This is a genomic window from Oerskovia sp. PE-21s, assembly GCF_056158145.1.
Genome location: NZ_JBUXJM010000004.1, coordinates 484,565 through 509,196 on the forward strand (window position 1 = coordinate 484,565; position 24,632 = coordinate 509,196).

Here is a 24,632-nt window from a genome sequence, read left to right on the forward strand (position 1 = left end):
CCCAGGTCGTGAGCCCGGCGTCTCCCAGAGTGGGACGGGAGTACGGCGCTGTTTACGAGTACGTAACCTGGTGCGGTTCAAAGCCCGCCCTGCCGAGGAGCACTCCATGGATAGTCGTCTGCAGTCCGTCTTCGACGAGGTCCTCGCCCGCAACCCTGGTGAGGTCGAGTTCCACCAGGCAGTTCGCGAGGTCTTCGACTCGCTCGGGCCGGTGCTCCAGAAGAACCCCCAGTACGTCGACGCGGCCGTGCTCGAGCGCATCTGCGAGCCCGAGCGCCAGATCATCTTCCGCGTGCCGTGGGTCGACGACCAGAACCACGTCCAGATCAACCGCGGTTTCCGCGTCGAGTTCAACTCGGCCCTCGGCCCGTTCAAGGGCGGTCTGCGCTTCCACCCGTCGGTGTACCTGGGAATCGTCAAGTTCCTCGGGTTCGAGCAGATCTTCAAGAACTCCCTCACGGGCATGCCCATCGGCGGCGGCAAGGGCGGTTCGGACTTCGACCCGCGCGGCAAGTCCGACGGCGAGGTCATGCGCTTCTGCCAGTCCTTCATGACCGAGCTCTACCGCCACATCGGCGAGTACACCGACGTCCCTGCGGGGGACATCGGCGTGGGAGGCCGCGAGATCGGCTACCTGTTCGGCCAGTACAAGCGCATCACGAACCGCTACGAGTCCGGCGTCCTCACGGGCAAGGGCATCAGCTGGGGCGGGTCGCTCGTGCGGACCGAGGCCACGGGCTACGGCACGGTGTTCTTCGCGGACCACATGCTGCGTACCAAGGGCCAGAGCTTCGACGGCCAGCGCGTCGTCGTCTCCGGATCGGGGAACGTCGCGACCTACGCGATCCAGAAGGCCCAGCAGCTCGGTGCGAACGTCGTGTCCTTCTCCGACTCCTCGGGCTACGTGGTGGACGAGGCAGGCGTGGACGTCGACCTGCTCCGCCAGATCAAGGAGGTCGAGCGCGGGCGCGTGGCCGACTACGTCGAGCGCCGCCCCGGCGCGCGCCTCGTGACGGGCGGCAGCATCTGGGACGTCCCCGCGACGGTCGCGCTGCCGTGCGCCACCCAGAACGAGCTGACCGAGCAGGACGCCAAGCAGCTCGTCGCGAACGGCGTCCTCGCGGTCGCGGAGGGCGCCAACATGCCCACGACCCCGGGCGCCGTCGCGCTCCTGCAGGACGCCGGCGTGCTGTTCGCACCCGGCAAGGCCGCGAACGCCGGCGGCGTCGCGACCTCGGCCCTCGAGATGCAGCAGAACGCCTCGCGCGACGCGTGGACGTTCGAGTACACCGAGGAGCGCCTCGCGCACATCATGGCGGGCATCCACGCGCGCTGCGAGGAGACCGCCGACGAGTACGGGACGCCGGGCAACTACGTCCTGGGTGCGAACATCGCGGGCTTCACCAAGGTCGCCGACGCGATGATCTCGCTGGGCGTCATCTGACGGACCCAGAGCCCCCTGGGGCCCGACCGACGGGAGCGTCGTCCTCCGTGCGCCTCACGGCGTGCGCAGGACGCCGCTCCCGTCGGCGTTCCGGGGGCCAGACGCCGTGGCGAGGGGAGCGGCCCCCCGACGGCAGAGCGCGCGCGGTCCCGTCGGGTCTACGCTGACCGCTGACACCGGGTGCGCTGCGGCGTGCCGACCCCTGACCCAAGGAGCATCCCCACATGGCACGCGAGGTCGCCCTCGAGATCGCAGTCCAGGACACCGACGGCGTGCGGGTCGCGGCGGAGGTCAGCGCCCAGCGCGTCGAGCTGTGCGCGGCGCTCGGGGCGACGGGCGGGCTGACGCCGAGCATCGGGCTCGTCGAGGCGGCGGTCGCTGCGGCCCTCGAGGTGGCGGGGGACGCCGCGCCCGTCGAGGTGCACCCCCTGATCCGGCCGCGCCCGGGCGGCTTCGTGTTCAGCGCGGCTGAGGTCGACGTGCAGGTGCGCGACGTGCGCGCGGCGGTGGTCGCGGGGGCGTCCGGGGTCGTGATCGGTGCGCTCACCGCCGACGGGCTCGTCGACTCCGACGCGGTGCGCGCTCTCGTCGAGGCGGCGGACGGGCGCGAGGTGACGTTCCACCGGGCGATCGACGTCGTCGAGGACGTGACGGCGGCGCTCGACCTCCTCGCGGGCCTGGGCGTCTCCCGCGTCCTGACCTCGGGCGGCGCTCCGAGCAGCATCGACGGGCTCGACCGGCTGCGGGAGATGGCGCGCCACTCCGCGGGGCGCGTGCAGGTCCAGGCGGGCGGTGGAGTGCGCCCGCAGGACGTCGCCGCGCTCGTCGACGTCGGGGTGGACGCGGTCCACCTCTCGGCCAAGCGCACGCTGTCCGACGACGGCGGCCCCGGGGGTGGGGGCGAGTCCGGCTACGAGGTCACCGACCCGGCTGTCGCCCGCGCGGCGCGGGACGCGGTCGACGAGGCTCTCGCGCGCCTCTAGCCCCCCAGGAGGACGCTGGGAGAGGTCGTCGTCGGAGCGTTCCCACGGCGGCCACCCGACCGACGAGCGTCCCCGCCGGACGGTTCCGTTGTGCACTGCGCACCGATCGTCGGCGGGACGCCTCGGCTCGAATCCGCAGGATCTAGCGGTTCCGGGGTGCCCCGGAGTCGGCGAGATTTCATTTAGGTAACTTTCCTGTTGTATTGGTCGGAACCCCGTCCGGGATTCGTTAGTGTTCCTGCCACGAGCTCGCACGGTGGCGAGCGGCCGATCAGCGTGACGACGCGTTGACGACTCGAAAGGACCAATGATGATTCGAAGCGTGGCGCGCAAGCGCCTGCTCACGGCGGTTGCCCTGGTGACCGGTGTGACGATGTTCGCGGCCGGTTGCTCCAGCTCCGGGGGCGAGAAGAACGAGGGGGGCGGCGGCGAGAGCAGCCGTGTCCTGAACGTGTGGGCCGGGACGCAGACCCCCATGGTCGCGAACTTCAACCCCTACGCCCCGAACCCCCTGCACGTGACCAACGGCGGGATCTACGAGCCGCTCTTCTTCTACAACCGGGCAGAGGCCGGCGACCCGACGCCGCGCCTCGGCGAGTCCTACGAGTGGTCCGAGGACGGCACCGAGCTCACCATCAAGATCCGCGAGGGCGTCAAGTGGACCGACGGCGAGCCGTTCACGGTCGAGGACGTCATCTTCTCGTACACCAACGAGACCGCCAAGCGTGACTACCTCAGCGCGGCCGAGAAGGTCGACGACTCGACGGTCAAGCTGACGTTCAACGGCGCACAGTTCACGGCCGCCGTCCAGATCCTCGGCACGACGCTCATGGTGCCCGAGCACATCTACGAGGGCGTCGCCGACAAGATCACGTTCACGAACGACAAGCCGGTCGGCACCGGCCCCTACATCCTCGACACCATCTCGGACGCGACCTACACCGTCGTGGCCAACGAGGACTACTGGGGCGAGGCGCCCAAGCTCAAGAAGGTCCGCTACCTGGCCCTCGACAAGAACCAGAGCGCCCAGGACCTCCTGGCCACGGGCAAGATCGACTGGACGACGATGTTCGTCGCCGACCCGGAGCCCATCACGGGCAAGGGGCAGCTCTCCCTCCTCAACACCCCGCAGGACCCGACGACGATCATGTCCTGCATGAACGCCGCGCTCGGCTGCGTGGGCCCCCAGACGGACCTCGCGGTCCGTGAGGCGGTCAACCTGCTGATCGACCGTGGCGAGATCAACGACAAGGCGTTCTCGGGGCACGCAGCGGTGGCGTCGCCCTCGCTCGCGCTCGTCGGTCGCGACGACCGGTGGATCTCGCCGGACATCGAGAAGGAGAGCCCGCAGGAGGCCAACGTCGCGGAGGCCGACAAGGTCCTCACGGGCGCCGGCTACACCAAGGGTGCCGACGGCATCTACGAGAAGGACGGCCAGAAGCTCGTCGTCGAGCTCATCTCCGTCGAGGGCTGGAGCGACCACAACGCCGCGGGCGACCTGATCGCTCAGCAGGGGATCGACGCGGGCGTCCAGATCAACCACGTGAAGATCACGCAGCAGGAGATGTCCGACGCCCGGACCGCCGGCAACTACCAGATGATGATCAGCGGCATCACGGGCACCTCGCTCGACGACCCGTTCGCGATCTACCGCCAGTGGCTCACGACCGAGTACACGACGCCGGTGGGCGAGACGATCGAGGCCGGCCGCTTCAACTTCCCGCGCTACTCGAACCCGCTCGTCGACGACGCGGTGGCCGCAGCCGCCGCCACGAACGACGAAGAGGCCAAGAAGGAGGCGTACGCCACGGTCCAGAAGGAGATCGTCCGTGACCTTCCGTACATCGCTCTGGTCGTGAACCCGACCATGTCGTTCGTCAACACGAAGGACTACACGGGCTGGCCCACCGAGGGTGACATGTACGCGTTCCCGCCGTCGTGGGCCACCATCAGCAACGGCGTCATCCTCTCGCAGCTCGAGTCCAACAGCTGATGTCGTACTGCCGAAGAGGAGCTCGGAGCCACGAGGAGTCCATCGCATGAGGTATTTCGCACGGCGGATCACGTTCTACGTGGTCACCCTCTGGGCCGCCGTCTCACTCAACTTCATTCTTCCCCGGGCCATACCCGGTGACCCGAAGCAGATCTACATCGATACGCTTCTGCGGAGGAATGGCGAACTGACTCCTGGGATGCTCAACAGCATCGATCTCCTCTTCGGCAGTGACGACGCATCGCTCTGGGACCAGTACCTCGCCTACTGGGGGAACCTCTTCAAGGGTGACTTCGGTACCTCGGTGGTCTACTTCCCGGCGACCGTCGACCAGCTGATTGGCGAGGCCCTCCCCTGGACGGTGGGCCTCGTCGGGCTGGCGACGATCATCGCCTTCCTCCTGGGCGTCGGTGGCGGCGCCTGGGTCGGGTGGAAGCGCGGGACCTGGGTCGACCACATCATCCCCGCGTCGACCTTCCTCCAGGCCGTGCCCTACTTCTGGCTCGCGCTGGTCCTGATCTCGGTCTTCTCGGTGTCGCTGGGCTGGTTCCCCATCGTCGGTGCCTACGACATCTTCATGTTCGACAACGGCCCCGAGTGGTCGTGGGAGTTCATCGGCAGCGTGATCTACCACGGCACGCTGCCCGCCATCACGATCGTCCTGTCCGCGATGGGCGGGTGGCTCCTCGGGATGCGCAACATGATGGTGTCCACCCTCGCCGAGGACTACGTCACCACGGCCGAGGCCAAGGGGCTGCGCCCCATGCGCGTCGCCACGACCTACGCGACCCGCAACGCGGTCCTGCCGTCGGTCACAGGGTTCGGCATCGCGCTGGGCTTCGTCGTCGCAGGGTCCGTGGTCATGGAGCAGGCGTTCAGCTACCCCGGGATCGGCAAGCTGCTCTTCACGGCGGTCCAGGCCAAGGACTACGCCCTCATGCAGGGAGCGTTCCTGGTGATCACCGTCGTGGTGCTTGCCGCGAACTTCCTCATGGACCTGATCAACGGCATCATCGACCCGAGGACGCGCAACAATGGCTGACGACATCCGTGACGCCGAGACCGTCACCCCGGCTGCCGACGCCGCCCCGGCCAGCTCGGTCGTGGTCGACGGACTTCCCGCCCGCAACGAGACGCGCGGGCTCGTGCCCGACGTCCCGATCGCGTCGCCGGAGTCGGTCGTCGCCGGCGAGCCCGTCCAGACCAGCGCCGCGCCCAAGCGAGGCCTGCGGGCCATGCTTCCTCGCCGCTCCGGCAAGCTCGTCGTCGGGCTCGTCCTGACGCTCGGCATCGTCCTCTTCTCGGTCCTGGCGCCGCTCTTCAGCCAGAGCCCGACCTCGACCAAGAACGCGCAGTACCTCCCGCCGAGCTCCGAGCACCTGCTCGGCACCAACAACATCGGCGTGGACATCTTCGCCCAGGTCGCTCACGGTGGCATGGGGTCCCTCACGGTCGGTCTCCTCGCAGGTGTCATCGCGATGGTCCTGTCCCTGGCGTTCGGCATCATCGCCGGCTACGTGGGGGGCTGGACCAACGAGATCCTCTCGTTCATCACGAACATCATGCTCGTGATCCCGGGGCTGCCGCTGATCATCGTGATCTCGGCCTACCTCGAGTCCCGCTCGCTCCTGCTCATCGCCCTGATCCTCGGTATCACGGGGTGGGCCGGAGCCGCGATCGTGCTCCGCGCCCAGGCCCGGTCGCTGCGCAGCCGTGACTACGTGTACGCAGCGAAGGTCGCGGGCGAGAAGGCGCCCCGGATCATCCTGGTCGAGATCCTGCCGAACCTGCTCCCGCTGCTCGCGGCGAACTTCCTGGGTGCCGTGATCCTCGCGATCCTCAGCGAGGCCGGGCTCTCCTACCTGGGCCTCGGCCCCTCGGGGTCGGTCACGTGGGGCACGATCCTCAACGAGGCCAGCACCCAGAACGCGATGGCCTACGGACGGTGGTGGTGGTTCGTGCCGCCGGGCCTGCTGATCGCGCTGTTCGGCTGCGGTCTCGCGCTGATCAACTTCAGCATCGACGAGATCATCAACCCCAAGCTCCGGACGGCCCCTGCGGCTGTGAAGAACGTCCGGCTCGCCCAGAAGAAGCGTGGGAAGCGCGGAGCAACCCCGTCGGCGAAGCGTCCGCCGGTCGAGGTCTCGGCCCGCCACGACGAGAAGGTGGAAGCATGAGCACGCCGACCCTGACCTCCAGGCCCGCCGGGAACGCCGGAGCCGCGGCCGACGCCGTCCCCGTCCTGACCGCGAAGAACGTCTCGATCGAGTACCAGGTCAGTCCCGTGGTCCGGGCCGTCAAGGACGTGTCACTGACGCTCCACCGTGGCGAGATCCTCGGCCTGGCCGGGGAGTCCGGGTGCGGCAAGACGACGCTGGCGTACGGCCTCAACCAGCTCCTCAAGCCGCCCGCGCTCCGCACGAGCGGCGAGATCGTCCTGCACGACAAGGACGGTCACGACATCGACGTGGCAGCCCTGACGGGGGACGCGCTCCGCGCGTTCCGGTGGGACAAGGTCTCCATGGTCTTCCAGGGGGCGATGAACTCCCTGAACCCGGTCATCAGCATCAAGGCCCAGCTCTTCGACGTCCTCGACACCCACCGTCGGGGGATGTCCAAGAAGGAGAAGGTCGCTCGCAGTCGCGAGCTTCTCGAGCTGGTCGGCGTGGACCCGAACCGTCTGAACAGCTACGCCCACGAGCTCTCGGGCGGCATGCGTCAGCGCGTCATGATCGCGATGGCGCTCGCGCTGAACCCGCAGGTCATGATCATGGACGAGCCGACGACCGCCCTCGACGTGGTCGTCCAGCGCGGGATCCTCCGCGAGATCATGCGCCTGCGTGAGCAGTTCGGTTTCGCAGTCGTCTTCATCACGCACGACCTGCCCATGCTCCTGGAGATCAGCGACCGCATCGCGGTCATGCTCCAGGGCGAGATCGTCGAGCTGAACACCTCCGAGGAGATCTACCGCGCACCTGCGCACGAGTACACGCGCAAGCTGCTGGCATCGTTCCCCAGCCTGACGGGGGAGCGCGGGGCGTTCGTCCGGTCCGGCGAAGGCTCGGGAGACAACACGGGAGAGGTGGCCTGATGGGCACGCTCGAGGTCCGCAACGTGACCAAGGACTTCACGATCCGCAACGGGCTCAAGAGGTCGCGGCTCCGTGCCGTGAACGACGTCTCGTTCACGCTCGAGCCCGGCAAGACGATCGCGATCGTCGGGGAGTCCGGGTCGGGCAAGTCCACGGTCGCGCGCATGATCGCCAAGCTCGAGACACCGACGTCGGGGCAGATCCTCATCGACGGCACGCCGAGCGCCCACCGCGGCCGGGCCCTGGCGACGTACCGGCACAACGTCCAGATGGTCTTCCAGGACCCCTTCGCGTCGCTCAACCCGTTCCACTCGATCCGCCACCACCTCGAGCGCCCGCTCCGGATCCACGGTCGGGCGAAGACGAACGCCGAGCTCGACGAGGCGGTCGAGGAGCTGCTCACGCGCGTCAACCTGACGCCTGCGGCGATCTTCGCCGAGAAGCGCCCGCACGAGATGTCGGGGGGCCAGCGGCAGCGCGTCGCGATCGCCAGGGCGCTCGCACCGGGGGCTCGCTTCCTCATCGCGGACGAGCCCGTGTCGATGCTCGACGTCTCGATCCGGCTCGGCGTCCTCAACCTGCTCGCGCGCCTCCAGCGCGAGGAGAACCTCGGGGTCCTGTACATCACGCACGACCTCGCGACAGCGCGCCACTTCTCCGACGAGATCATCGTCATGTTCCGTGGCAACATCGTGGAGCGGGGGCCGGCGGACGACGTCATCCTGAACCCGCAGCACGAGTACACCAAGCTCCTCCTGTCGGCCGCACCTGATCCTCGGAACCAGGGCAAGCTCCGAGACGAGGTGCGCAACGAGCTCGCATCCACGGCGACCGCCTCGGGGGAGGCCGCCGCGGTGCGTGACCGCTTCGGAACGGCCGGCCTCTAGGGCGGCTCGACCAGGCGGTGTCGGCGCGAGCAGGCGACCGACGCACGAGTGACGGCTCCGGGCCACGGCCCGGGGCCGTCACTCGTGTGCCGGGGTGGGAGACCGGCGTGAGGGGTCGCCGCGCCGCCCGACGGCGCCAGACACCCCCTAGAGTCGGGACGTGCCCTCCCGGAACCTGCGCGTCGCGCCCCCCACCGCCACCGTCCTGCCTGCGGTCGACCCCGTCCTGACCGCGCTCGCCACGCTGCGGGCCGAGATGGAGATCCCCGCAGAGTTCCCCCGGCCGGTCCTCGACGAGGCGACCGAGGCCGCACGACGGGACGTCACGGACGGGCGCGCCGACCAGCGTGACGTGCCGTTCGTGACGATCGATCCGCCCGGGTCGATGGACCTCGACCAGGCGGTCCACCTCGCGCGCCGCCCCGGCGGCTACCTCGTGCGGTACGCGATCGCCGACCTCGCGGTCTTCGTGACCCCGGGCGGCGCCCTCGACGCCGAGGTGAACGAGCGGGGGATGACGCTCTACGGCCCCGACGAGCGCACTCCTCTGCATCCTGCGGTCCTGTCCGAGGCCGCCGCGAGCCTCCTCCCGGACGCGGACCGGGCCGCCGCCGTCTGGCACGTGGAGCTCGACGAGCGGGGCGAGATCACGTCCGCCCGGGTCGAGCGCGCCCTCGTGCGCAGCACCGCGCGGCTGACGTACGAGGAGGTTCAGGCGCGTCTCGACGCGGGGGAGGCGGGCGAGATGCTCGACCTGCTGCGCGAGATCGGGCTGCTGCGCGAGGCACGCGAGCGCGAGCGGGGTGGGGTGTCCCTCAACGTTCCTGAGCAGGACGTCGTGGCGCACGAGGACGGGACGTTCGGGCTCGAGTTCCGAGCAACCCTCCCGGTCGAGGGGTGGAACGCGCAGGTCTCGCTGCTGACCGGCATCGCCGCCGCGCGGATCATGCGGTCGGGCGGGGTGGGGATCTTCCGGACGCTCCCGGCGGCAGACCCGCGTGACCTGGCGCGCCTGCGCCGCACGGCGGGCGCGCTCGGCATCGACTGGCCCCAGGACCAGTCCTACGGTGAGCTGCTCGCCGCGCTCGACTCGGCGACGTCACGGCACGCGGCCTTCCTCAACGAGGCGACGTCGCTGTTCCGTGGCGCGTCGTACGTCCCGTTCGGTGGCACGGGACAGCCGGCGGGCGTGCCCGACGACGTCGCGCACGCCGCGATCGCCGCCGAGTACGCGCACGTGACCGCGCCGCTGCGGCGCCTGGTCGACCGCTACGGGACCGAGATCTGCCTGGCCCTGTGCGCGGGCGAGGACGTGCCGACCTGGGTGCGCGACGCCCTGCCGGGACTGCCGCGCACCATGGCCAGGACCGGCCAGCGTGCCGGGTCGTACGAGCGGGCGAGCGTGGACATCATCGAGGCGGCGCTCCTCACGGGGCGGGTCGGGGAGGTGCTCGACGCCGTGGTCGTCGACGTCGAGAACGACGAGGAGCGGCGCCGTCGCGCGGCCAAGGCTGCGGAGCGGGCGGCGAAGGAGGCTGCTGCGGTCACGCCGGCGTCCGAGGCCACCCCCGGCGGTCCCGCACCGGCGTCCGACGACCGGCACCTCGTGCGGGGCCAGGTCGTGATCGCCGAGCCCGCGGTCCGGGCGAGCGTCGAGGGGGCCGACCTGCCGCTGGGCGACCCCGTGCGGGTCAGGGTGCGCGAGGCGTCGATCGAACGTCGTCGGGTCGACTTCGAGCTCGCCTGAGGGGTCGGGTCCGTCGAGTGCGTGAGGATGGACCCATGCCTCCTCGTCGCCGCACCGACCCGGCCGTCGGCCGCACCGCTCTCGCCGCCTGGCAGGACGGTGCCGCCGGCCGCCCCGAGATCACGACCGCCGTCCGCTTCACGCTCGAAGAGCTGGCCGAGGTAGCCCCCGGCCACGCCGTCGAGGTCAGGGTGCCCCCGTACGGAGCGGTCCAGGCGGTCGAGGGCCCGAAGCACACCCGCGGGACCCCGCCCAACGTCGTCGAGACCGACCCCGAGACGTGGCTCGGCCTCGTGACGGGGGCGGTCGACTGGGCCGAGGCCGTCGCCGACGGCCGCATCAGCGCCTCGGGCGAACGGTCGGACATCTCGTCGCTGCTGCCGTTGCAGGCCGCGCGCCGCCGCGACCGGTAGACCACCCTCGACGCGCAGCCGCCCCGCACCGGCTGCCGTCGCCCTCGGCACCGGCTGCCGCCGCTCTCGGGCGAGAGCGAGGGCCCTTCGAAGTTCGCAGTGTCTGCATCGTGAGATAGCGTGCGAGGCGAACGGGCGACGGTGCCCGTCGACCGGTCCGCGCACGACGACGTCGCGCACCCCGGCCGGAGGGTGCCGTCCGCCTGGGAGACGTGGTCGTTCGACCGGTGGAGACCGGCCGGACACCACGTGTTCATCAGCCTGCTGTTGGATTCCAGAGCCTGCACCCGCGCCACCCGCGCCGAGGCGGGCGCGCCGGGAACCCGGCCACGACACGAAGGAGTCAGCGTGATCGGTAGTCACCACCAGTCCCGACGCAGGAGAGGTGTGGTCGCGGCCACCCTCTCGGCGTCGCTCGTCGCCACGGCGGCGCTCAGCACGGTAGCCGCAGGGGCGGCATCTGCTGCGGTCGACGGCTCGTCCGTCGTCATCAACGAGGCGTACCTCAACGGCGGGAGCGCCAACGCCCCCTACCTCAACAAGTTCGTCGAGCTCTACAACCCCACGGCTGCGGACATCGACCTCACGGGCTGGTCGGTCCAGTACCGGTCCGCGACGGGCACGGGAGCCTCGAACGGCGTCGTCCCGCTCACGGGCAAGATCAAGGCGGGCGGCTACTACCTGGTGCAGGGCGCCTCGAACGGCGCCAACGGCGCCGCGCTCCCGACGCCCGACGCGACCGGCACCATCGCGCCGCAGGGCCAGAACGGGACGCTCGCCCTGGTCAGGTCGGCCTCGGCGATCACGATCACGCCCGGCTCCGTCGTGGGCAACCCGCAGGTCGTGGACCTGCTGGGCTACGGCACGTCCAACACGTTCGAGACCGCGGCGGCTCCCGCGGGAACGGCCAACACCGTGCCGGGCTCGCTCAACCGCGCGGCCGGCGCGGACACGGACGACAACTCCAAGGACTTCGCGGTCAGCAGCACGGTCACGCCGCAGAACAGCGGCGGCGGCTCAGGACCCGGCCCCGACCCGGAGCCCGGCGCAGCGAAGACCATCGCCGAGATCCAGGGCACGGGTGACGCGAGCCCCCTCGTGGGCCAGACCGTCACGACGCGCGGCGTCGTGACCGCGACCTACCCCTCGGGCGGCTTCGACGGTCTCTACATCCAGACGGCCGGCTCGGGGGGCGACCTGGACCTCGCGACGCACACCGCGTCGGACGGCCTCTTCGTGTACTCGAAGGCTGCGGCGACGGCGCTGCAGGTCGGCCAGCACGTCGAGGTCACGGGCGTGGTCTCGGAGTACTTCGGGCTGACGCAGGTCACGCCCGCGGCGACCGGCTGGAAGGTCCTGACGGACCCGGCCGAGGTCGTCAAGCCCGCGAACGTCGCGTACCCCGCGACCGCCGCGGACCGCGAGAAGCTCGAGGGCATGCTCGTCCAGCCCGCCGGCGACTACGTCGTCGCCGACAACTACGACACGAACTACTACGGTTCGGTCGTCCTGGCGAGCGGCACCGAGCCGCTGCGGCAGCCCACGTCGGTCGGCCGTCCGGGCAGCGCGGAGGCCGCGGCCGCGGTCGCCGACGCGAACGCCCGCCGCGTCAACCTCGACGACGGGGCGACGACGAACTTCAACAACGCCGCGAACAAGGCCAAGCCGTTGCCGTACCTGACCGGCGGCGCGCCGGTGCGCGTCGGCGCGCTCGCGACGTTCACGTCGCCCGTGGTCCTCGACTACCGGTTCGACGGCTGGAACTTCCAGCCCGTCACGGAGCTCACCCCGGCCAACGCGGCCGCGGTCCAGCCCGCGACGTTCGCGAACACGCGCACGGACGCCCCGGAGGCCGTGGGCGGCGACGTGACCGTGGCGACGTTCAACGTCCTGAACTACTTCACCACGACGGGCGACCAGCTCAGCGGGTGCCAGTTCTACACGGACCGCGAGGGCAACCCGATCACGGTACGCACGGGCTGCGACGCCCGCGGTGCGGCGAACGCGGCGAACCTTCAGCGTCAGGAGACCAAGATCGTCGCGGCGATCAACGCCCTGGACGCGGACGTCGTCTCGCTCGAGGAGATCGAGAACTCCAAGGCGTTCGGCAAGAGCCGTGACGCCGCGCTCTCGACGCTCACGGACCGCCTCAACGCCGCGGCCGGTGCCGGGACCTGGGCCTTCGTGCCCTCGCCCGCGACGCTGCCCGCGTCGGAGGACGTCATCCGCACGGCGTTCATCTACCGTCCGGCGGTCGTCGAGCCCGTGGGGGCCTCGGTCGTCCACGACGTCGCGGCCTTCGACAACGCGCGTGAGCCGCTCGCCCAGACCTTCCGGGTCGCCGGGGGCGAGGCCTCGACGGACTTCGTCGTCATCGCGAACCACTTCAAGTCCAAGGGCTCGGGCTCGGGGGCGGACGCCGACCAGGGCGACGGGCAGGGCGCGTCGAACGCGTCGCGCGTCAAGCAGGCCACGGCGCTCGTGACGTTCGCCGACCAGGTCTCGTCGGCTGCGGGCACCGACAAGGTGCTGCTCGCGGGCGACTTCAACGCCTACGCCCAGGAGGACCCGATCAAGGTCCTCACGGACGCGGGCTACGTCGACCTGGGCCCGACGACGGGCAAGGAGACGTACCTGTTCGACGGCCTCGTCGGCTCGCTCGACCACGTGCTCGCATCGCCCGGCGCCGCGAACGCGGTCACGGACACCGACATCTGGAACATCAACTCGGTCGAGCCCATCGCGAACGAGTACAGCCGCTTCAACTACAACGTCTCGAACCTGTACGACACCACGGCGTTCCGCTCGTCCGACCACGACCCGATCGTCGTCGGCCTCGAGCTGGGCGGCGAGGAGCCGGGCGGGGTCAAGGAGCTCGACCTGCTCGCGATCAACGACTTCCACGGTCGCATCGACGCGAACACCGTCGCGTTCGCCGGGACGGTCGAGCAGCTGCGCGCTGCCAACCCGGTGGGTACCGCGTTCCTCTCGGTCGGTGACAACATCGGCGCCTCGCTGTTCGCTTCGGCGCTGCAGGACGACCAGCCGACGATCGACGTGCTCAACGCCCTGGACCTGTCCGCCTCCGCGGTGGGCAACCACGAGTTCGACAAGGGCTTCGCGGACCTGACCGGGCGCGTGAGCGACGCGGCCGACTGGTCCTACCTGGGGGCCAACGTCTACGCCAAGGGCACCACGAACCCGGCCCTGCCGGAGTACGCGGTGATCGACGTCGACGGGGTCAAGGTCGGCGTCATCGGCGCCGTGACCGAGGAGACCCCGACGCTCGTGACGCCGTCCGGCGTGGCGGACCTCGACTTCGGCGACCCCGTCGAGGCCGTGAACCGTGTCGCCGCGCAGCTGCGCGACGGTGACGCCGCGAACGGTGAGGCCGACCTGCTGGTCGCCCTCTACCACGAGGGCGCGAGCGCGGGCACGCCCGACGGCTCGACGCTCGAGCAGGAGCTCGCCCACCAGGGCGCGTTCGAGCAGATCGTCAACGACACGGACGCCCGCGTCTCGGCGATCTTCACGGGCCACACGCACAAGCAGTACGCGTGGGAGGCGCCGATCCCCGGCACCGACCGGACCCGTCCGGTCCTGCAGACCGGCAGCTACGGCGAGAACGTCGGGCACGTGAGCCTGACGTTCGACACCGCGACGGACCTCGTCACGGACTACTCCGTCGAGAACGTCAAGCGCACCACGACACCTGCCGGCGAGCTCGTCGCGACCTACCCCCGCGTGGCCCAGGTCAAGACGATCGTCGACGCGGCGCTCGCGCAGGCCGAGGTCATCGGCGCTCAGCCGGTCGGCTCGGTCACGGCCGACATCACGACCGCCTACCTGGGGGGCTCGTACGTGGACGGCAAGTACACGGGCTCGGGCCCGCTGCCCTCCACGGGGCGTGACGACCGTGCGTCGGAGTCGACGCTCGGGAACCTCGTCGCGACCTCGCTGCGCGACACGCTGGCCGACCCGGCCCGCGGCGGTGCCGACTTCGGTGTCGTCAACCCGGGCGGGCTCCGCAACGAGCTCTACTTCGGTGCGGACGGCGTCATCACGTACGCCGAGGCCAACGCGGTCCTGCCGTTCGTCAACAACCTGTGGACCGTGTCCCTCACGGGCGCGCAGGTCGAGACGATGCTCGAGCAGCAGTGGCAGACCAACGCGGACGGCACGCGTCCGTCGCGCCCGTACCTGGCCCTGGGGCTGTCGGACAACGTCAGCTACACCGCGAAGACCGCGGACGTGAACGCCACCCCGGGTGACAACATCACGTCGGTCCTCATCAACGGTGAGCCGCTCGACCCGGCGAAGGTCTACCGGGTCGCGACGTTCTCGTTCCTCGCGACGGGCGGTGACAACTTCCGGGTCTTCTCGCAGGGCACGGACGCGCGCGACTCGGGTCTGATCGACCGTGACGCGTGGATCTCCTACCTGCAGGCCCACCCGGACCTCGCCCCCGACTTCGCCCGTCGTGGTGTGGTCGCGGACGGGCTGGGCACGGTCACCGCAGGTGAGTCCGTCACCGCGGCGGTCTCTCGTCTGAACCTGACGTCGCTCGGCAGCCCGGCCAACACGGGGGTCTCGGCGTACCTCGTGCCTGCGGGCACGGCGTTCGACCCGGCGAACCCGGGGACGGCCGTGGCCACGGGCACGGTCACGAACGGCGCCGCGAGCCTCGAGGTGCCGGTCCCGGCGGAGACGGCGGGCGGCGAGTACGGCCTGTACGTGGTCGCGGACCCGAGCGGCACGGTCACGCGCCTGGCCCTCACGGTCGAAGGGGTCGACCTTCCCGACGTCGTCATGGACGACCTGACCGCGAAGGGCCAGTGCGTCGGAGGCCGCGTGCACCTGTCGGTCAAGGGCGTGAACGGCGAGTCCGGCCCGATCGACGTGAAGTTCACGACGCCCTACGGCACCAAGACCTTCCCGAACCTCAAGGAGGGCAAGATCGCGGCGCAGTCGTTCAACACCCGCGCCACGTCCGTGCCGGCCGGCACGGTCGAGGTCCGAGCGACGAAGTCGCAGGGCGGTCAGACGCTGACCGAGGTCTACGAGGTCGCCTACCCGGCGGTCACGTGCGGCTGACGCGCTGATCACCTGAGGATCCGTCGGGCCTGCTTCCCTGCTGGGGGAGCAGGCCCGACGGCGTCTCGCGCCCCGTCGGCACGGGTGCGGCCCAGGGGATTCTCAGCCGGACGGGGTACTGTCGGCGCGTGAGCCCCAGCACCCCCACCCCCGACGCGAACGCGACCCCTGACGGCCCCGTTCCCGCCGCTCCGCCGGAGACCGGCGCTGCCGCCCCGGCCGCCCCGGTAGCTCCGACCACGCCCGCTGCCGCGGACACCGCGTCGACCGAGCCCGGTGACGCGAACGACGGCGGCATCCGTGGTGACGAGGTCGAGATCGAGTCGATGATCGACCCGACGACGATCCGTCGCGCGCCCCGGTACAAGGCGTTCTTCACGACGGGCGCGGTCGTCGGGATCGTCGTGGGGCTGTGCCTCGGGATCACGTGGCTCGGCTCCCCGGAGTCCCGCGGCGTCCTCAAGCCCGGCGTCTACCTCACGGTCGTCGTGCTGGGGACGACGACGCTCACGACGCTCGTCGCGGGCGCCCTGGCGATCTGGGCGGACAAGCGCAGCCTGCGCCGCTGAGCGAGCACGCGGAGCCGGACCCTCGTCCGGTCACGTGGTCCACCCCCTGGTCGTGACTTCGGGCAGCCCGGGACCGTATGGGACACTGGAGCCGTGGCCCCCCGCGGAGATGGACTTCTCAACCACGACCTCATGCCCGGCGAGAAAGGCCCCCAGGACGCTTGTGGCGTCTTCGGTGTCTGGGCGCCCGGCGAAGAGGTCGCCAAACTTGCCTACTTCGGTCTGTACTCGTTGCAGCACCGCGGTCAGGAGTCGGCCGGGATCGCGACCAGCAATGGTGAGCAGATCCTCGTCTACAAGGACATGGGACTCGTCTCCCAGGTCTTCGACGAGACGGCCCTCAACGCCCTGACGGGACACATCGCCGTCGGGCACTGCCGGTACTCGACCACCGGTGGCGTGACCTGGGAGAACGCGCAGCCCACGCTGGGTGCGACGTCGTCGGGGACGGTCGCGCTGGGGCACAACGGCAACCTGACCAACTCCGCCGAGCTCGTGAACCTCGTCGCCGAGCGCTACGGCGCGCAGCGCCGCGGCGAGCTGGCCCGCGGCAACACGACCGACACGGCCCTCATCACGGCGCTCTTCGCGGGGGACGACGACCACTCGCTCGAGGACACCGCGATGGAGGTCCTGCCGCGGCTCAGAGGCGCCTTCAGCCTCGTCTTCATGGACGAGAAGACGCTCTACGCGGCGCGTGACCCGCAGGGGGTGCGCCCGCTCGTCCTGGGTCGCCTCGAGCGTGGCTGGGTCGTCGCGAGCGAGACCCCCGCCCTGGACATCGTGGGCGCGTCGTTCGTCCGTGAGGTCGAGCCGGGCGAGCTCATCGCGATCGACGGTGACGGCCTGCGCTCGCAGCGCTTCGCACCGGTCGAGCGCGCGGGCTGCGTCTTCGAGTACGTCTACCTGGCCCGCCCGGACACCTCGATCAACGGCCGCTCGGTGCACGCCGCGCGCGTCGAGATGGGGCGCCAGCTCGCTCGCGAGCACGGCATCGACGCAGACCTCGTGATCCCGGTCCCCGAGTCCGGCACCCCCGCCGCCGTGGGGTACGCCCAGGAGTCGGGCATCCCGTTCGGCCAGGGGCTGACCAAGAACGCCTACGTCGGGCGCACCTTCATCCAGCCGTCGGACACGCTGCGCCAGCTCGGCATCCGGCTGAAGCTGAACCCGCTGCGCGACGTCATCCGGGGCAAGCGTCTCGTCGTCGTCGACGACTCGATCGTCCGCGGCAACACCCAGCGTGCCCTGATCCGCATGCTGCGCGAGGCGGGGGCCGCCGAGGTCCACGTCCGCATCAGCTCCCCGCCGGTCAAGTGGCCCTGCTTCTACGGCATCGACTTCGCGTCGCGCGCCGAGCTCATCGCCAACGGCCTGTCGCCCGAGGAGGTGGGCGCCTCGCTGGGCGCCGACACCCTCGGGTACATCTCCGAGGAGGGGATGATCGCGGCGACCGAGCAGTCCGCCTCCCAGCTCTGCACGGCCTGCTTCACCGGGAAGTACCCCATCGAGCTGCCCCCGGACGACCAGCTCGGCAAGCACCTGCTCGAGCAGGCCGAGCTGCCGCTGGGCGCTCCGGAGGACGGGCTGCGCAGCCTCTCCGTGGGAGTCGGCGGCGGGACCGCCCTCGACCACCCCTGACCCCGTACGACGCACCGCCCCACCCGGGGCGCGCCGCAACCACCAGGAGTTCATTCGTGTCTGAAGGTCTCACGTACGCCGCAGCCGGTGTCGACACCGAGGCGGGCGACAAGGCCGTCGAGCTGATGAAGGACGCCGTACGCCGTACGCACGGCCCCCAGGTCCTCGGGGGAGTGGGCGGGTTCGCCGGGCTCTACGACTTCAGCGAGGTCGCGACCTACACCAAGCCCCTGCTGGCCACCTCGACCGACGGCGTGGGGACCAAGGTCGCGATCGCGCAGGCCATGGACGTCCACGACACGATCGGGTTCGACCTCGTGGGCATGGTCGTCGACGACATCGTCGTGGTGGGGGCCAAGCCGCTCTTCATGACGGACTACATCGCGTGCGGCAAGGTCGTGCCCGAGCGCATCGCAGGCATCGTCCGTGGCATCGCGGCGGCGTGCGAGGTCGCCGGCACGGCCCTCGTCGGCGGGGAGACGGCCGAGCACCCGGGTCTCCTGGGCGAGGACGAGTACGACGTCGCGGGTGCCGCGACGGGCGTGGTCGAGGCCGACCGCCTCCTGGGCCCCGAGCGGGTGCGCGAGGGCGACGTCCTCATCGCGCTGGGATCCTCGGGCCTGCACTCGAACGGCTACTCGCTGGTGCGTGCGGTCGTGAAGCACGCGGGCTGGGAGCTGGACCGAGAGGTCGAGGAGTTCGGTCGGACGCTCGGCGAGGAGCTGCTCGAGCCCACGCGCGTCTACGCGAGCGACTGCCTGGCCCTGGCCCACGACGACGCGGCGCAGGTGCACGCGTTCACGCACGTCACGGGTGGTGGGCTCGCGGCCAACCTGGCCCGTGTGCTCCCGGCTGGCCTCGTCGGGACGATCGACCGCGGCTCGTGGGAGGTCCCGCCGATCTTCACCGTGGTCCGTGACCTCGGGAACGTGCCTCGACGTGACCTGGAGAACACGCTCAACCTGGGCGTGGGCATGGTCGCGATCGTGGGCGCCGACGGCGCTGACGCCGCCCTCGCGCGATGCACCGAGCTGGGCCTCACGGCCTGGGTCCTGGGCACCGTGGGCGCTCTCGACCCGGCCGAGCCGTCTGCCGCCGGGGGAGAGGACCTGGTGGTCGGCACCAAGGGCGTCCACGCAGGGGCTGTGCGCCTGACGGGTGACTACCGCAACTGACGTACGACGAAAAGCGCGTCCTGCGACTCGGGCCGGGAGGCCTGGGGTGCAGGACGCGCTTTTCGTCGAACGACGTGAGGTCGCGGGCAGGTCACTGAGGACGTACTCGCGATCTGTCGACTCACGGACCGCCTGGGGCCCGAAGGTCGCAGGAGGGGGTGAGGTCGAGTCAGCGGTCGTCGGACCAGCCGGCGAACGGCTGGTCGTACTCTCCGCTGTTGTCCTCGGAAGACCTCGCTCCGTAGCGAGGATCTGTCGCGAGATCCGTGTGGCTGTGACCAGTGAGCTCTTGTTCGAGAGCTTGGTAGTTCGTCTCGGGGCTGTAGTACTTCAGCGCACGAGCGACCTTGGTCTGCTTAGCCTTCTGACGGCCGCGGCCCATGGCTCCGACCCCCTCAACGTAGAAGCGGGGCGGCAACGTACTTCGACGTGCGGCCCCGGGAGTGTGTTTCGTCTGTTCAGAGTCCAACGGTACATGGTCCGGATGCATTCCAGCCACTCAGGTCCCCCGAACGGGTGCCTTGTCACACTGTCTCCACACAACGGTGGCCCGTCGGGCTGCTCCCGACGCCGTACCAGGGGGTCGAGGCCGGTCGCGGCGAGGTCGCAGGGGGTGGGGCAGGAGCGGTCGGAGGAGGAGATCCGGGCCGCGCGACACGCCCGGATCTCGGTCCGAAACACCTGTACCACCCATACCCCGCCTAATTCACCCTGTCCGCCAAGTCGCCCAAAATCCTCATGCTGCGACAATGGAAGGGCTAGCGCAGCGCTGTCGTCGCGTTCCGACGTCACCGTCGGACCAGCCAGTCGCTAGGAGGAGGTGCAGTGATGTCCGTCCATGGAGAGTCCGAAGTTCTGCTCACACCGGCCGAGGTCGCGAGCCTGTTCCGCGTCGATCCCAAGACCGTCACTCGCTGGGCCAAGGCCGGCAAGCTGTCGTCGATCCGGACCCTCGGGGGGCATCGTCGCTATCGCGAGTCCGAGGTTCGCGCACTCCTGGGTGCCGCGAGCGAGAACGCCGAGGGCGTCGACAAGGGCTGATCGACGCGCGGTGTCCCCGCGCGCCCAGCCTACGCCGTCGGGCCGTTGAGGAGCCTCGGGACCTGCTTCCCGATGCTCCCCGTCGCGTCCTGACCCCTTCCTCACGACCAGCCGAAAGCCCGGCGCCTGTGGCGCCGGGCTCGGTCGTTCCTAGGGATGCTGTCCGGTCGACCTCGGCCGACCCGGCCGGCACGTCACGACGTCAGGAGCGACGCCGGAGGATCGCCGCGGCGACGAGCGCGACGGTCGCCACGGCACCGCCGATGAGGATCTTGACGTTGCGCGCTCGCGCGGGGTCGTGCTCGGGGAGCCCGCCGCCCGTGAAGAAGCTGCCGGTGTCGGCAGCGGCCTGCTTGGTCTGGTGCGCCACGTTCGCCGCCTGGGTGCGAGGGTCGAGGCGGGTGGTCAGCTCGTCGATCGTGCTCGCGAGCTCGGACCGGGTCCGGGCGATCTCGGCTTCCAGCTCGGCCTGGGTCGGTTCGGTGGTCACGGGCGCAGTCCTTCCTTGACGGTGGCGACGTCTTCCTTGATCCCCGCGATGGCGTTCTCCGGGGTAGGGGGCATCCCCTTCTTGAGCTGCTTGCTGCCGACGAAGGCGAGGATGCCCGCGAGCAGGAACAGCACGACGCCGACGATGAGGGCCGCGAGCCACAGCGGTACGGCGTGCGCGAGCCCGACCATCGCGGAGTGCAGTGCGAACCCGAGCCCGTAGAGCGAGAGCACACCGGCCACCACGAACATCCCGATCCCGATGCCCGATCGGGCGGCCTTGGTCGTCAGCTCCTTCTTGGCGAGCGCGATCTCTGTCCGGACCAGGCGCGTGGCCTGCTCGGACATCTGCTCGACGAGCTTGCCGATCGAGGGCTTCGGGCTCGGGGGAGGGGGCTGTCCGTCGTCCCAGTCGCTCATGGTGGTCACCTTCCTGGCGCTCCGGTCGGGGCGCCCGTGCGCGCGGGGTTCACCCGCGCCCTGAAGAGTCGGTTCTTCATGTCCCACTCAACCGGTCAACCGGCCCGAGGGCAATTCCGCGCGTCGGGCGTGCGAGTGTCCGTCCGGTGTGCTGCGCAGAGAGTGGGCGGCCCCCCGGGCGGGGCCGGCGGGTACGACGAAGCCCCGCCTCGTGGGAAACGAGGCGGGGCTTCGTGGAAGTGGCTCCGACCGGCGTCGATCCGGTGACCTTTCGATTTTCAGTCGAACGCTCTACCAACTGAGCTACAGAGCCTTGACACGAAAGCCCGGTCATGATGACCGGGCAGTCGCTGTCGAGCGACCCTGACGGGACTTGAACCCGCGACCTCCGCCGTGACAGGGCGGCGCGCTAACCAACTGCGCTACAGGGCCTTGCGTAAGTTTCTCCCGGCCTGGGCCGTTCGAACCTCGAGAATCGTATCTCACTGCCGGGCGAATCCGTTAATCGGATCCTTCCGAGTACCCCCAACGGGATTCGAACCCGTGCTACCGCCGTGAAAGGGCGGCGTCCTAGGCCGCTAAACGATGGGGGCCTAGTTTCCTGGACAACCCGCACCGCCTGCGGGGCACGAGTCGCCGAGAGACCTCCGTCAGCATACGGGGAAGCGGGGCCGGCGTGCAAAACGGTGCGCGCGTGCGGCTCGCGGCTGTCGGTGCCCGTGGGAGGGCGGGGGAGGATGGACCCGTGGTGGAGATGACGCGCGAGGACTTCGAGGACGCGGTGCGCGATGCGCTGGACGAGATCCCGGAGGAGCTGGCGGAGCAGATGGACAACGTGGTCGTCCTGGTCGAGGACGACGCGCCCGTCGACGACCCCGAGCTGCTGGGGCTGTACGAGGGGGTCCCGCTGACCGAGCGCGACCTCATGTGGGCGGCGGGTGCGCTCCCGGACAGGATCACGATCTTCCGCAACCCCACGCTCGCGATCTGCGAGACGCGGGAGGAGGTCGTCGAGGAGGTCGTGGTCACGGTCGTCCATGAGATCGCGCACCACTTCGGGATCGACGACGACAGGCTGCACGAGCTCGGATGGGCCTAGCATTCATCGCCGAAGGGCGATAACATCGTGATATGACGATGAAAAGGGAGACGAGCACCCGCACGCACCTGCGGGCGCGGCGCACCGCGACCGACGGTCTCGTCGAGCAGCCGGCGGCCGAGCATCCGCAGCAACCGTGCACCCCGCCCGTCGTCGGGCACGACCACACCGCGGTCGCGCGGCTCCTGCACGCCCTCGCCGAGCCGCACCGACTCTCCGTGGTGCACCTCCTCGCGGTCGCCGAGCACCGCGTGGTCGACCTGACCCGCGAGCTGGGGCTCGCGCAGTCCACCGTGTCAGCCCACCTGGCGACGCTCCGCGACGCGGGGCTCGTCGAGACCCGCCGAGAGGGTCGTTCGTCGTGGTACCGCCTCGCGCGCCCCGAGGTCGCGCACATCCTGGCCGACGCCGAGCGGATCGTCGACGCCACGAGGGGTTCCCGATGAGCGGCCACTCGCACTCGCACTCCCACGGCGCGTCGACCGCGACGGGCGCGCACCGCCGTCGGCTCGTGATCGTCCTGTGCATCACGCTCGGCGTGATGATGCTGGAGGTCGTGGGCGCCCTGGTCTCCGGGTCGCTCGCCCTCCTCGCCGACGCCGGGCACATGCTGACCGACGCCAGCGGGATCGGGATCGCACTCTTCGCGAGCTGGCTCGCGACGCGTCCGGCTTCCCCGACGCGGACCTTCGGGTGGCAGCGCGCCGAGATCCTCGCCGCGCTGACCAACGCGCTGATCCTCGGCACGGTCGCAGTGCTCGCGATCATCGAGGGCGTCTCGAGGTTCCGCGCGCCGGACCCCGAGATCCAGGCCGGGCTGATGATCGGGGTGGCGGTCGTGGGTCTCGTCGCGAACGCGATCGGGCTGCGCCTGCTGTCGGCGGGCCAGGCCGAGAGCCTCAACGTCCGCGGGGCCTACCTCGAGGTGCTCGGCGACCTGCTCGGGTCGGTCGCGGTGATCGTCGCCGGCGTCCTCGTCGCGGTCGGGTTCCCGGGGGCCGACGGTCTCGCGTCCGTCGCGATCGGGCTGCTGATCCTGCCGCGCGCCTTCATGCTCCTGCGCGAGGTCGCGGCGGTGCTCCTCGAGTCGACCCCCGCCGGCGTGGACCTCGAGAAGGTGCGCACCCACATGGAGGGCATCCCGGGAGTGGTGGGAGTGCACGACCTGCACGCCTGGACCATCACCTCGGGCGTACCCGTCATGTCGGCGCACGTGGTCGTCGAGGACGAGGTCCTGGCGCGCGGAGGGGGGACAGAGGTGCTGCGACGGCTCAAGGAGTGCCTGGGCGGGCACTTCGACGTCGACCACTGCACGTTCCAGATCGAGCCGCCCTCGATGCGGGCGACCGAGGAGTCGGTCCACCACTGACCTGCGGGCGTCTCGCGGGCGAGGGGGCCGTCGAGGGTGGCTCGCCGAGCGGTCTACGCTCGTCCCATGACGATTCTGGTGACAGGCGGAGCGGGGTTCATCGGTGCGCACGTGGTGCGCCTGCTGCAGGAGAGAGGAGATCAGGTCGTCGTCGTGGACGACCTGAGCACCGGGCAGGAGAAGCGCGTCGGGGGGGCGCCGCTCGTGCACCTCGACGTGTCGAGCGCCGAGGCGGTCGACGTGCTGACCCGGACCATGGTCGAGCACGAGGTCAGCGCCGTGGTGCACTTCGCAGCCCGCAAGCAGATCGGGGAGTCGGTCGAGAAGCCTGTCTGGTACTACCAGCAGAACGTGGGCGGGTTCACGAACCTCGTCGCCGCGATGGAGGCCGCCGGGGTCGACCGTCTCGTCTTCTCGTCCTCGGCGGCGACCTACGGCATGCCCTCGGTCGCACTCGTCGAGGAGAAGCTGCACGCCGACCCGATCAACCCTTACGGCGAGACGAAGCTCGTCGGAGAGTGGCTCGGGCGGGCGGCCGCCCGCTCGTGGGGTCTGCGGTTCGTGGCGTTGCGCTACTTCAACGTCGCCGGTGCGGGGTGGCCGGACCTGGGTGACCAGACGCTCCTCAACCTCGTCCCGATGGTCTTCGACCGCCTGGCGCGGGGCGAGCGGCCCCGGGTCTTCGGCGACGACTACCCGACGCCCGACGGCACCTGCGTCCGTGACTACCTGCACGTCATGGACCTCGCCGAGGCGCACCTCGTAGCACTCTCCTACCTGGACGAGGACGAGCGGGACTACGACGTGTTCAACGTCGGGACGGGCGTGGGGGCCTCGGTCCGCGAGGTCATCGACGAGATCGGCAGGGTGTCCGGCCTCGACGCCACCCCGGACGTCTTCCCGCGCCGTCCCGGCGACCCGCCGCAGCTCGTCGCCTCGCCCGAGCGCATCAACACGGTGCTCGGGTGGAGAGGGTCGCACGGGCTCGAAGAGATCATCTCGTCGGCCTGGGAGGCGTGGCAGGCAGGGCCGCGCCGCATCGACGTCTGACCACGGCGTGACGGAAGGGCCCCCTCGCCTCGCGCGAGGGGGCCCTTCTGCGCGTCCGGCGCTGACATCCCGTCAGATCCTCAGTATGCTGAGCAAAATTACTCAGCACGCTGAGGATGAAGGGGTG

Annotated in this window: 21 protein-coding genes and 3 tRNA genes; 18 read left to right on the forward strand and 6 right to left on the reverse strand. The window is 70.3% G+C overall.

All coding sequences use genetic code 11. The features are described from left to right. The first annotated feature begins 106 nt into the window (after window positions 1–106). The 13 genes from gdhA to purM all read left to right on the forward strand — a co-directional run bounded on the left by gdhA (window position 107) and on the right by purM (window position 19,037). Window positions 107–1,444 carry an NADP-specific glutamate dehydrogenase gene (gene gdhA, locus ACZDYF_RS10930; RefSeq protein ID WP_191791930.1) on the forward strand — a complete coding sequence of 446 codons (1,338 nt, stop codon included), beginning with the start codon at window positions 107–109 and terminating at the stop codon, window positions 1,442–1,444. Window positions 1,445–1,668: 224 nt separating this feature from the next. Then, complete coding sequence (locus tag ACZDYF_RS10935; protein WP_475056482.1) at window positions 1,669–2,427, forward strand: copper homeostasis protein CutC; 759 nt, start codon at window positions 1,669–1,671, stop codon at window positions 2,425–2,427. 310 nt (window positions 2,428–2,737) lie between these two features. After that, entirely contained in the window at window positions 2,738–4,420 is a 1,683-nt protein-coding gene (locus ACZDYF_RS10940) for an ABC transporter substrate-binding protein (RefSeq protein WP_475056484.1), read from the forward strand. 46 nt (window positions 4,421–4,466) lie between these two features. Next, window positions 4,467–5,462, forward strand: coding sequence for an ABC transporter permease (locus ACZDYF_RS10945; protein WP_191791927.1), 996 nt, complete (start codon window positions 4,467–4,469; stop codon window positions 5,460–5,462). Continuing rightward, the gene (locus ACZDYF_RS10950) at window positions 5,455–6,597 is read left to right on the forward strand and encodes an ABC transporter permease (RefSeq protein ID WP_191791926.1); all 1,143 of its coding nucleotides are present in this window, start codon (window positions 5,455–5,457) and stop codon (window positions 6,595–6,597) included. Before ACZDYF_RS10945 ends, ACZDYF_RS10950 begins: the two co-directional genes overlap by 8 nt. After that, complete coding sequence (locus ACZDYF_RS10955; RefSeq protein ID WP_191791925.1) at window positions 6,594–7,511, forward strand: ABC transporter ATP-binding protein; 918 nt, start codon at window positions 6,594–6,596, stop codon at window positions 7,509–7,511. Before ACZDYF_RS10950 ends, ACZDYF_RS10955 begins: the two co-directional genes overlap by 4 nt. Beyond that, window positions 7,511–8,398 (forward strand): ABC transporter ATP-binding protein, encoded by an 888-nt coding sequence (locus ACZDYF_RS10960; protein WP_191791924.1) that lies wholly within the window; start codon window positions 7,511–7,513, stop codon window positions 8,396–8,398. The genes ACZDYF_RS10955 and ACZDYF_RS10960 overlap by 1 nt, the downstream gene beginning before the upstream one ends. A 160-nt stretch (window positions 8,399–8,558) precedes the next feature. Continuing rightward, window positions 8,559–10,145 carry an RNB domain-containing ribonuclease gene (locus tag ACZDYF_RS10965; RefSeq protein ID WP_475056488.1) on the forward strand — a complete coding sequence of 529 codons (1,587 nt, stop codon included), beginning with the start codon at window positions 8,559–8,561 and terminating at the stop codon, window positions 10,143–10,145. A gap of 35 nt (window positions 10,146–10,180) precedes the next feature. Next, complete coding sequence (locus ACZDYF_RS10970; RefSeq protein ID WP_475056490.1) at window positions 10,181–10,558, forward strand: sterol carrier family protein; 378 nt, start codon at window positions 10,181–10,183, stop codon at window positions 10,556–10,558. Window positions 10,559–10,945: 387 nt separating this feature from the next. Continuing rightward, a complete protein-coding gene (locus ACZDYF_RS10975; RefSeq protein ID WP_475056492.1) occupies window positions 10,946–15,652 on the forward strand; it encodes an ExeM/NucH family extracellular endonuclease in 4,707 nt (1,568 codons plus the stop codon). Window positions 15,653–15,780: 128 nt separating this feature from the next. Next, window positions 15,781–16,221: a hypothetical protein gene (locus ACZDYF_RS10980; RefSeq protein ID WP_475056494.1), complete on the forward strand. Its 441-nt coding sequence runs from the start codon at window positions 15,781–15,783 to the stop codon at window positions 16,219–16,221. A gap of 93 nt (window positions 16,222–16,314) precedes the next feature. Further along, the gene (gene purF, locus ACZDYF_RS10985) at window positions 16,315–17,862 is read left to right on the forward strand and encodes an amidophosphoribosyltransferase (RefSeq protein ID WP_191791919.1); all 1,548 of its coding nucleotides are present in this window, start codon (window positions 16,315–16,317) and stop codon (window positions 17,860–17,862) included. Between the two features lie 56 nt (window positions 17,863–17,918). Further along, window positions 17,919–19,037 carry a phosphoribosylformylglycinamidine cyclo-ligase gene (gene purM / locus ACZDYF_RS10990; RefSeq protein WP_475056500.1) on the forward strand — a complete coding sequence of 373 codons (1,119 nt, stop codon included), beginning with the start codon at window positions 17,919–17,921 and terminating at the stop codon, window positions 19,035–19,037. 169 nt (window positions 19,038–19,206) lie between these two features. Here purM and ACZDYF_RS10995 read toward each other — a convergent pair whose 3' ends face one another. Then, a complete protein-coding gene (locus tag ACZDYF_RS10995; protein ID WP_372440791.1) occupies window positions 19,207–19,527 on the reverse strand; it encodes a DUF3073 domain-containing protein in 321 nt (106 codons plus the stop codon). Window positions 19,528–19,865: 338 nt separating this feature from the next. Between ACZDYF_RS10995 and ACZDYF_RS11000 the strand changes: the two genes are divergently transcribed. Next, window positions 19,866–20,078, forward strand: a complete 213-nt coding sequence (locus tag ACZDYF_RS11000; RefSeq protein WP_030151000.1) for a BldC family transcriptional regulator — start codon at window positions 19,866–19,868, stop codon at window positions 20,076–20,078. 202 nt (window positions 20,079–20,280) lie between these two features. On the opposite strand, the gene ACZDYF_RS11005 is transcribed toward ACZDYF_RS11000, so the two are convergent. From ACZDYF_RS11005 to ACZDYF_RS11025, 5 genes are all read right to left on the reverse strand, one after another. Then, the gene (locus tag ACZDYF_RS11005) at window positions 20,281–20,568 is read right to left on the reverse strand and encodes a DUF3618 domain-containing protein (protein ID WP_191791917.1); all 288 of its coding nucleotides are present in this window, start codon (window positions 20,566–20,568) and stop codon (window positions 20,281–20,283) included. Further along, a complete protein-coding gene (locus tag ACZDYF_RS11010; protein ID WP_191791916.1) occupies window positions 20,565–20,987 on the reverse strand; it encodes a phage holin family protein in 423 nt (140 codons plus the stop codon). The genes ACZDYF_RS11005 and ACZDYF_RS11010 overlap by 4 nt, the downstream gene beginning before the upstream one ends. A 240-nt stretch (window positions 20,988–21,227) precedes the next feature. After that, window positions 21,228–21,300: transfer RNA gene (locus tag ACZDYF_RS11015), tRNA-Phe, on the reverse strand. A 45-nt stretch (window positions 21,301–21,345) separates the two neighbouring features. Next, window positions 21,346–21,419, reverse strand: a tRNA-Asp gene (locus tag ACZDYF_RS11020). A gap of 88 nt (window positions 21,420–21,507) precedes the next feature. Beyond that, a tRNA-Glu gene (locus tag ACZDYF_RS11025) sits at window positions 21,508–21,580 on the reverse strand. A gap of 161 nt (window positions 21,581–21,741) precedes the next feature. On the opposite strand from ACZDYF_RS11025, the gene ACZDYF_RS11030 reads away from it, so the two are divergent. The 4 genes from ACZDYF_RS11030 to galE all read left to right on the forward strand — a co-directional run bounded on the left by ACZDYF_RS11030 (window position 21,742) and on the right by galE (window position 24,505). Beyond that, on the forward strand, window positions 21,742–22,086 hold the full coding sequence (locus ACZDYF_RS11030; RefSeq protein ID WP_191792004.1) for a metallopeptidase family protein: 345 nt from the start codon (window positions 21,742–21,744) through the stop codon (window positions 22,084–22,086). A 32-nt stretch (window positions 22,087–22,118) separates the two neighbouring features. Next, the gene (locus ACZDYF_RS11035; RefSeq protein WP_225227381.1) at window positions 22,119–22,532 is read left to right on the forward strand and encodes an ArsR/SmtB family transcription factor; all 414 of its coding nucleotides are present in this window, start codon (window positions 22,119–22,121) and stop codon (window positions 22,530–22,532) included. Beyond that, window positions 22,529–23,455 (forward strand): cation diffusion facilitator family transporter, encoded by a 927-nt coding sequence (locus ACZDYF_RS11040; RefSeq protein ID WP_475056508.1) that lies wholly within the window; start codon window positions 22,529–22,531, stop codon window positions 23,453–23,455. The genes ACZDYF_RS11035 and ACZDYF_RS11040 overlap by 4 nt, the downstream gene beginning before the upstream one ends. A 66-nt stretch (window positions 23,456–23,521) precedes the next feature. Beyond that, the gene (galE, locus tag ACZDYF_RS11045; protein ID WP_475056510.1) at window positions 23,522–24,505 is read left to right on the forward strand and encodes a UDP-glucose 4-epimerase GalE; all 984 of its coding nucleotides are present in this window, start codon (window positions 23,522–23,524) and stop codon (window positions 24,503–24,505) included. Window positions 24,506–24,632: the final 127 nt, after the last annotated feature.

Bases quoted from the DNA above. Each gene is read 5' to 3' on its own strand.
- gdhA (WP_191791930.1), top strand. From the start codon at position 107: ATGGATAGTCGTCTGCAGTCCGTCTTCGACGAGGTCCTCGCCCGCAAC.
- ACZDYF_RS10935 (WP_475056482.1), top strand. From the start codon at position 1,669: ATGGCACGCGAGGTCGCCCTCGAGATCGCAGTCCAGGACACCGACGGC.
- ACZDYF_RS10940 (WP_475056484.1), top strand. From the start codon at position 2,738: ATGATTCGAAGCGTGGCGCGCAAGCGCCTGCTCACGGCGGTTGCCCTG.
- ACZDYF_RS10945 (WP_191791927.1), top strand. From the start codon at position 4,467: ATGAGGTATTTCGCACGGCGGATCACGTTCTACGTGGTCACCCTCTGG.
- ACZDYF_RS10950 (WP_191791926.1), top strand. From the start codon at position 5,455: ATGGCTGACGACATCCGTGACGCCGAGACCGTCACCCCGGCTGCCGAC.
- ACZDYF_RS10955 (WP_191791925.1), top strand. From the start codon at position 6,594: ATGAGCACGCCGACCCTGACCTCCAGGCCCGCCGGGAACGCCGGAGCC.
- ACZDYF_RS10960 (WP_191791924.1), top strand. From the start codon at position 7,511: ATGGGCACGCTCGAGGTCCGCAACGTGACCAAGGACTTCACGATCCGC.
- ACZDYF_RS10970 (WP_475056490.1), top strand. From the start codon at position 10,181: ATGCCTCCTCGTCGCCGCACCGACCCGGCCGTCGGCCGCACCGCTCTC.
- ACZDYF_RS10995 (WP_372440791.1), bottom strand. From the start codon at position 19,527: ATGCATCCGGACCATGTACCGTTGGACTCTGAACAGACGAAACACACT.
- ACZDYF_RS11000 (WP_030151000.1), top strand. From the start codon at position 19,866: ATGTCCGTCCATGGAGAGTCCGAAGTTCTGCTCACACCGGCCGAGGTC.
- ACZDYF_RS11010 (WP_191791916.1), bottom strand. From the start codon at position 20,987: ATGAGCGACTGGGACGACGGACAGCCCCCTCCCCCGAGCCCGAAGCCC.
- ACZDYF_RS11030 (WP_191792004.1), top strand. From the start codon at position 21,742: ATGACGCGCGAGGACTTCGAGGACGCGGTGCGCGATGCGCTGGACGAG.
- ACZDYF_RS11035 (WP_225227381.1), top strand. From the start codon at position 22,119: ATGACGATGAAAAGGGAGACGAGCACCCGCACGCACCTGCGGGCGCGG.
- ACZDYF_RS11040 (WP_475056508.1), top strand. From the start codon at position 22,529: ATGAGCGGCCACTCGCACTCGCACTCCCACGGCGCGTCGACCGCGACG.
- galE (WP_475056510.1), top strand. From the start codon at position 23,522: ATGACGATTCTGGTGACAGGCGGAGCGGGGTTCATCGGTGCGCACGTG.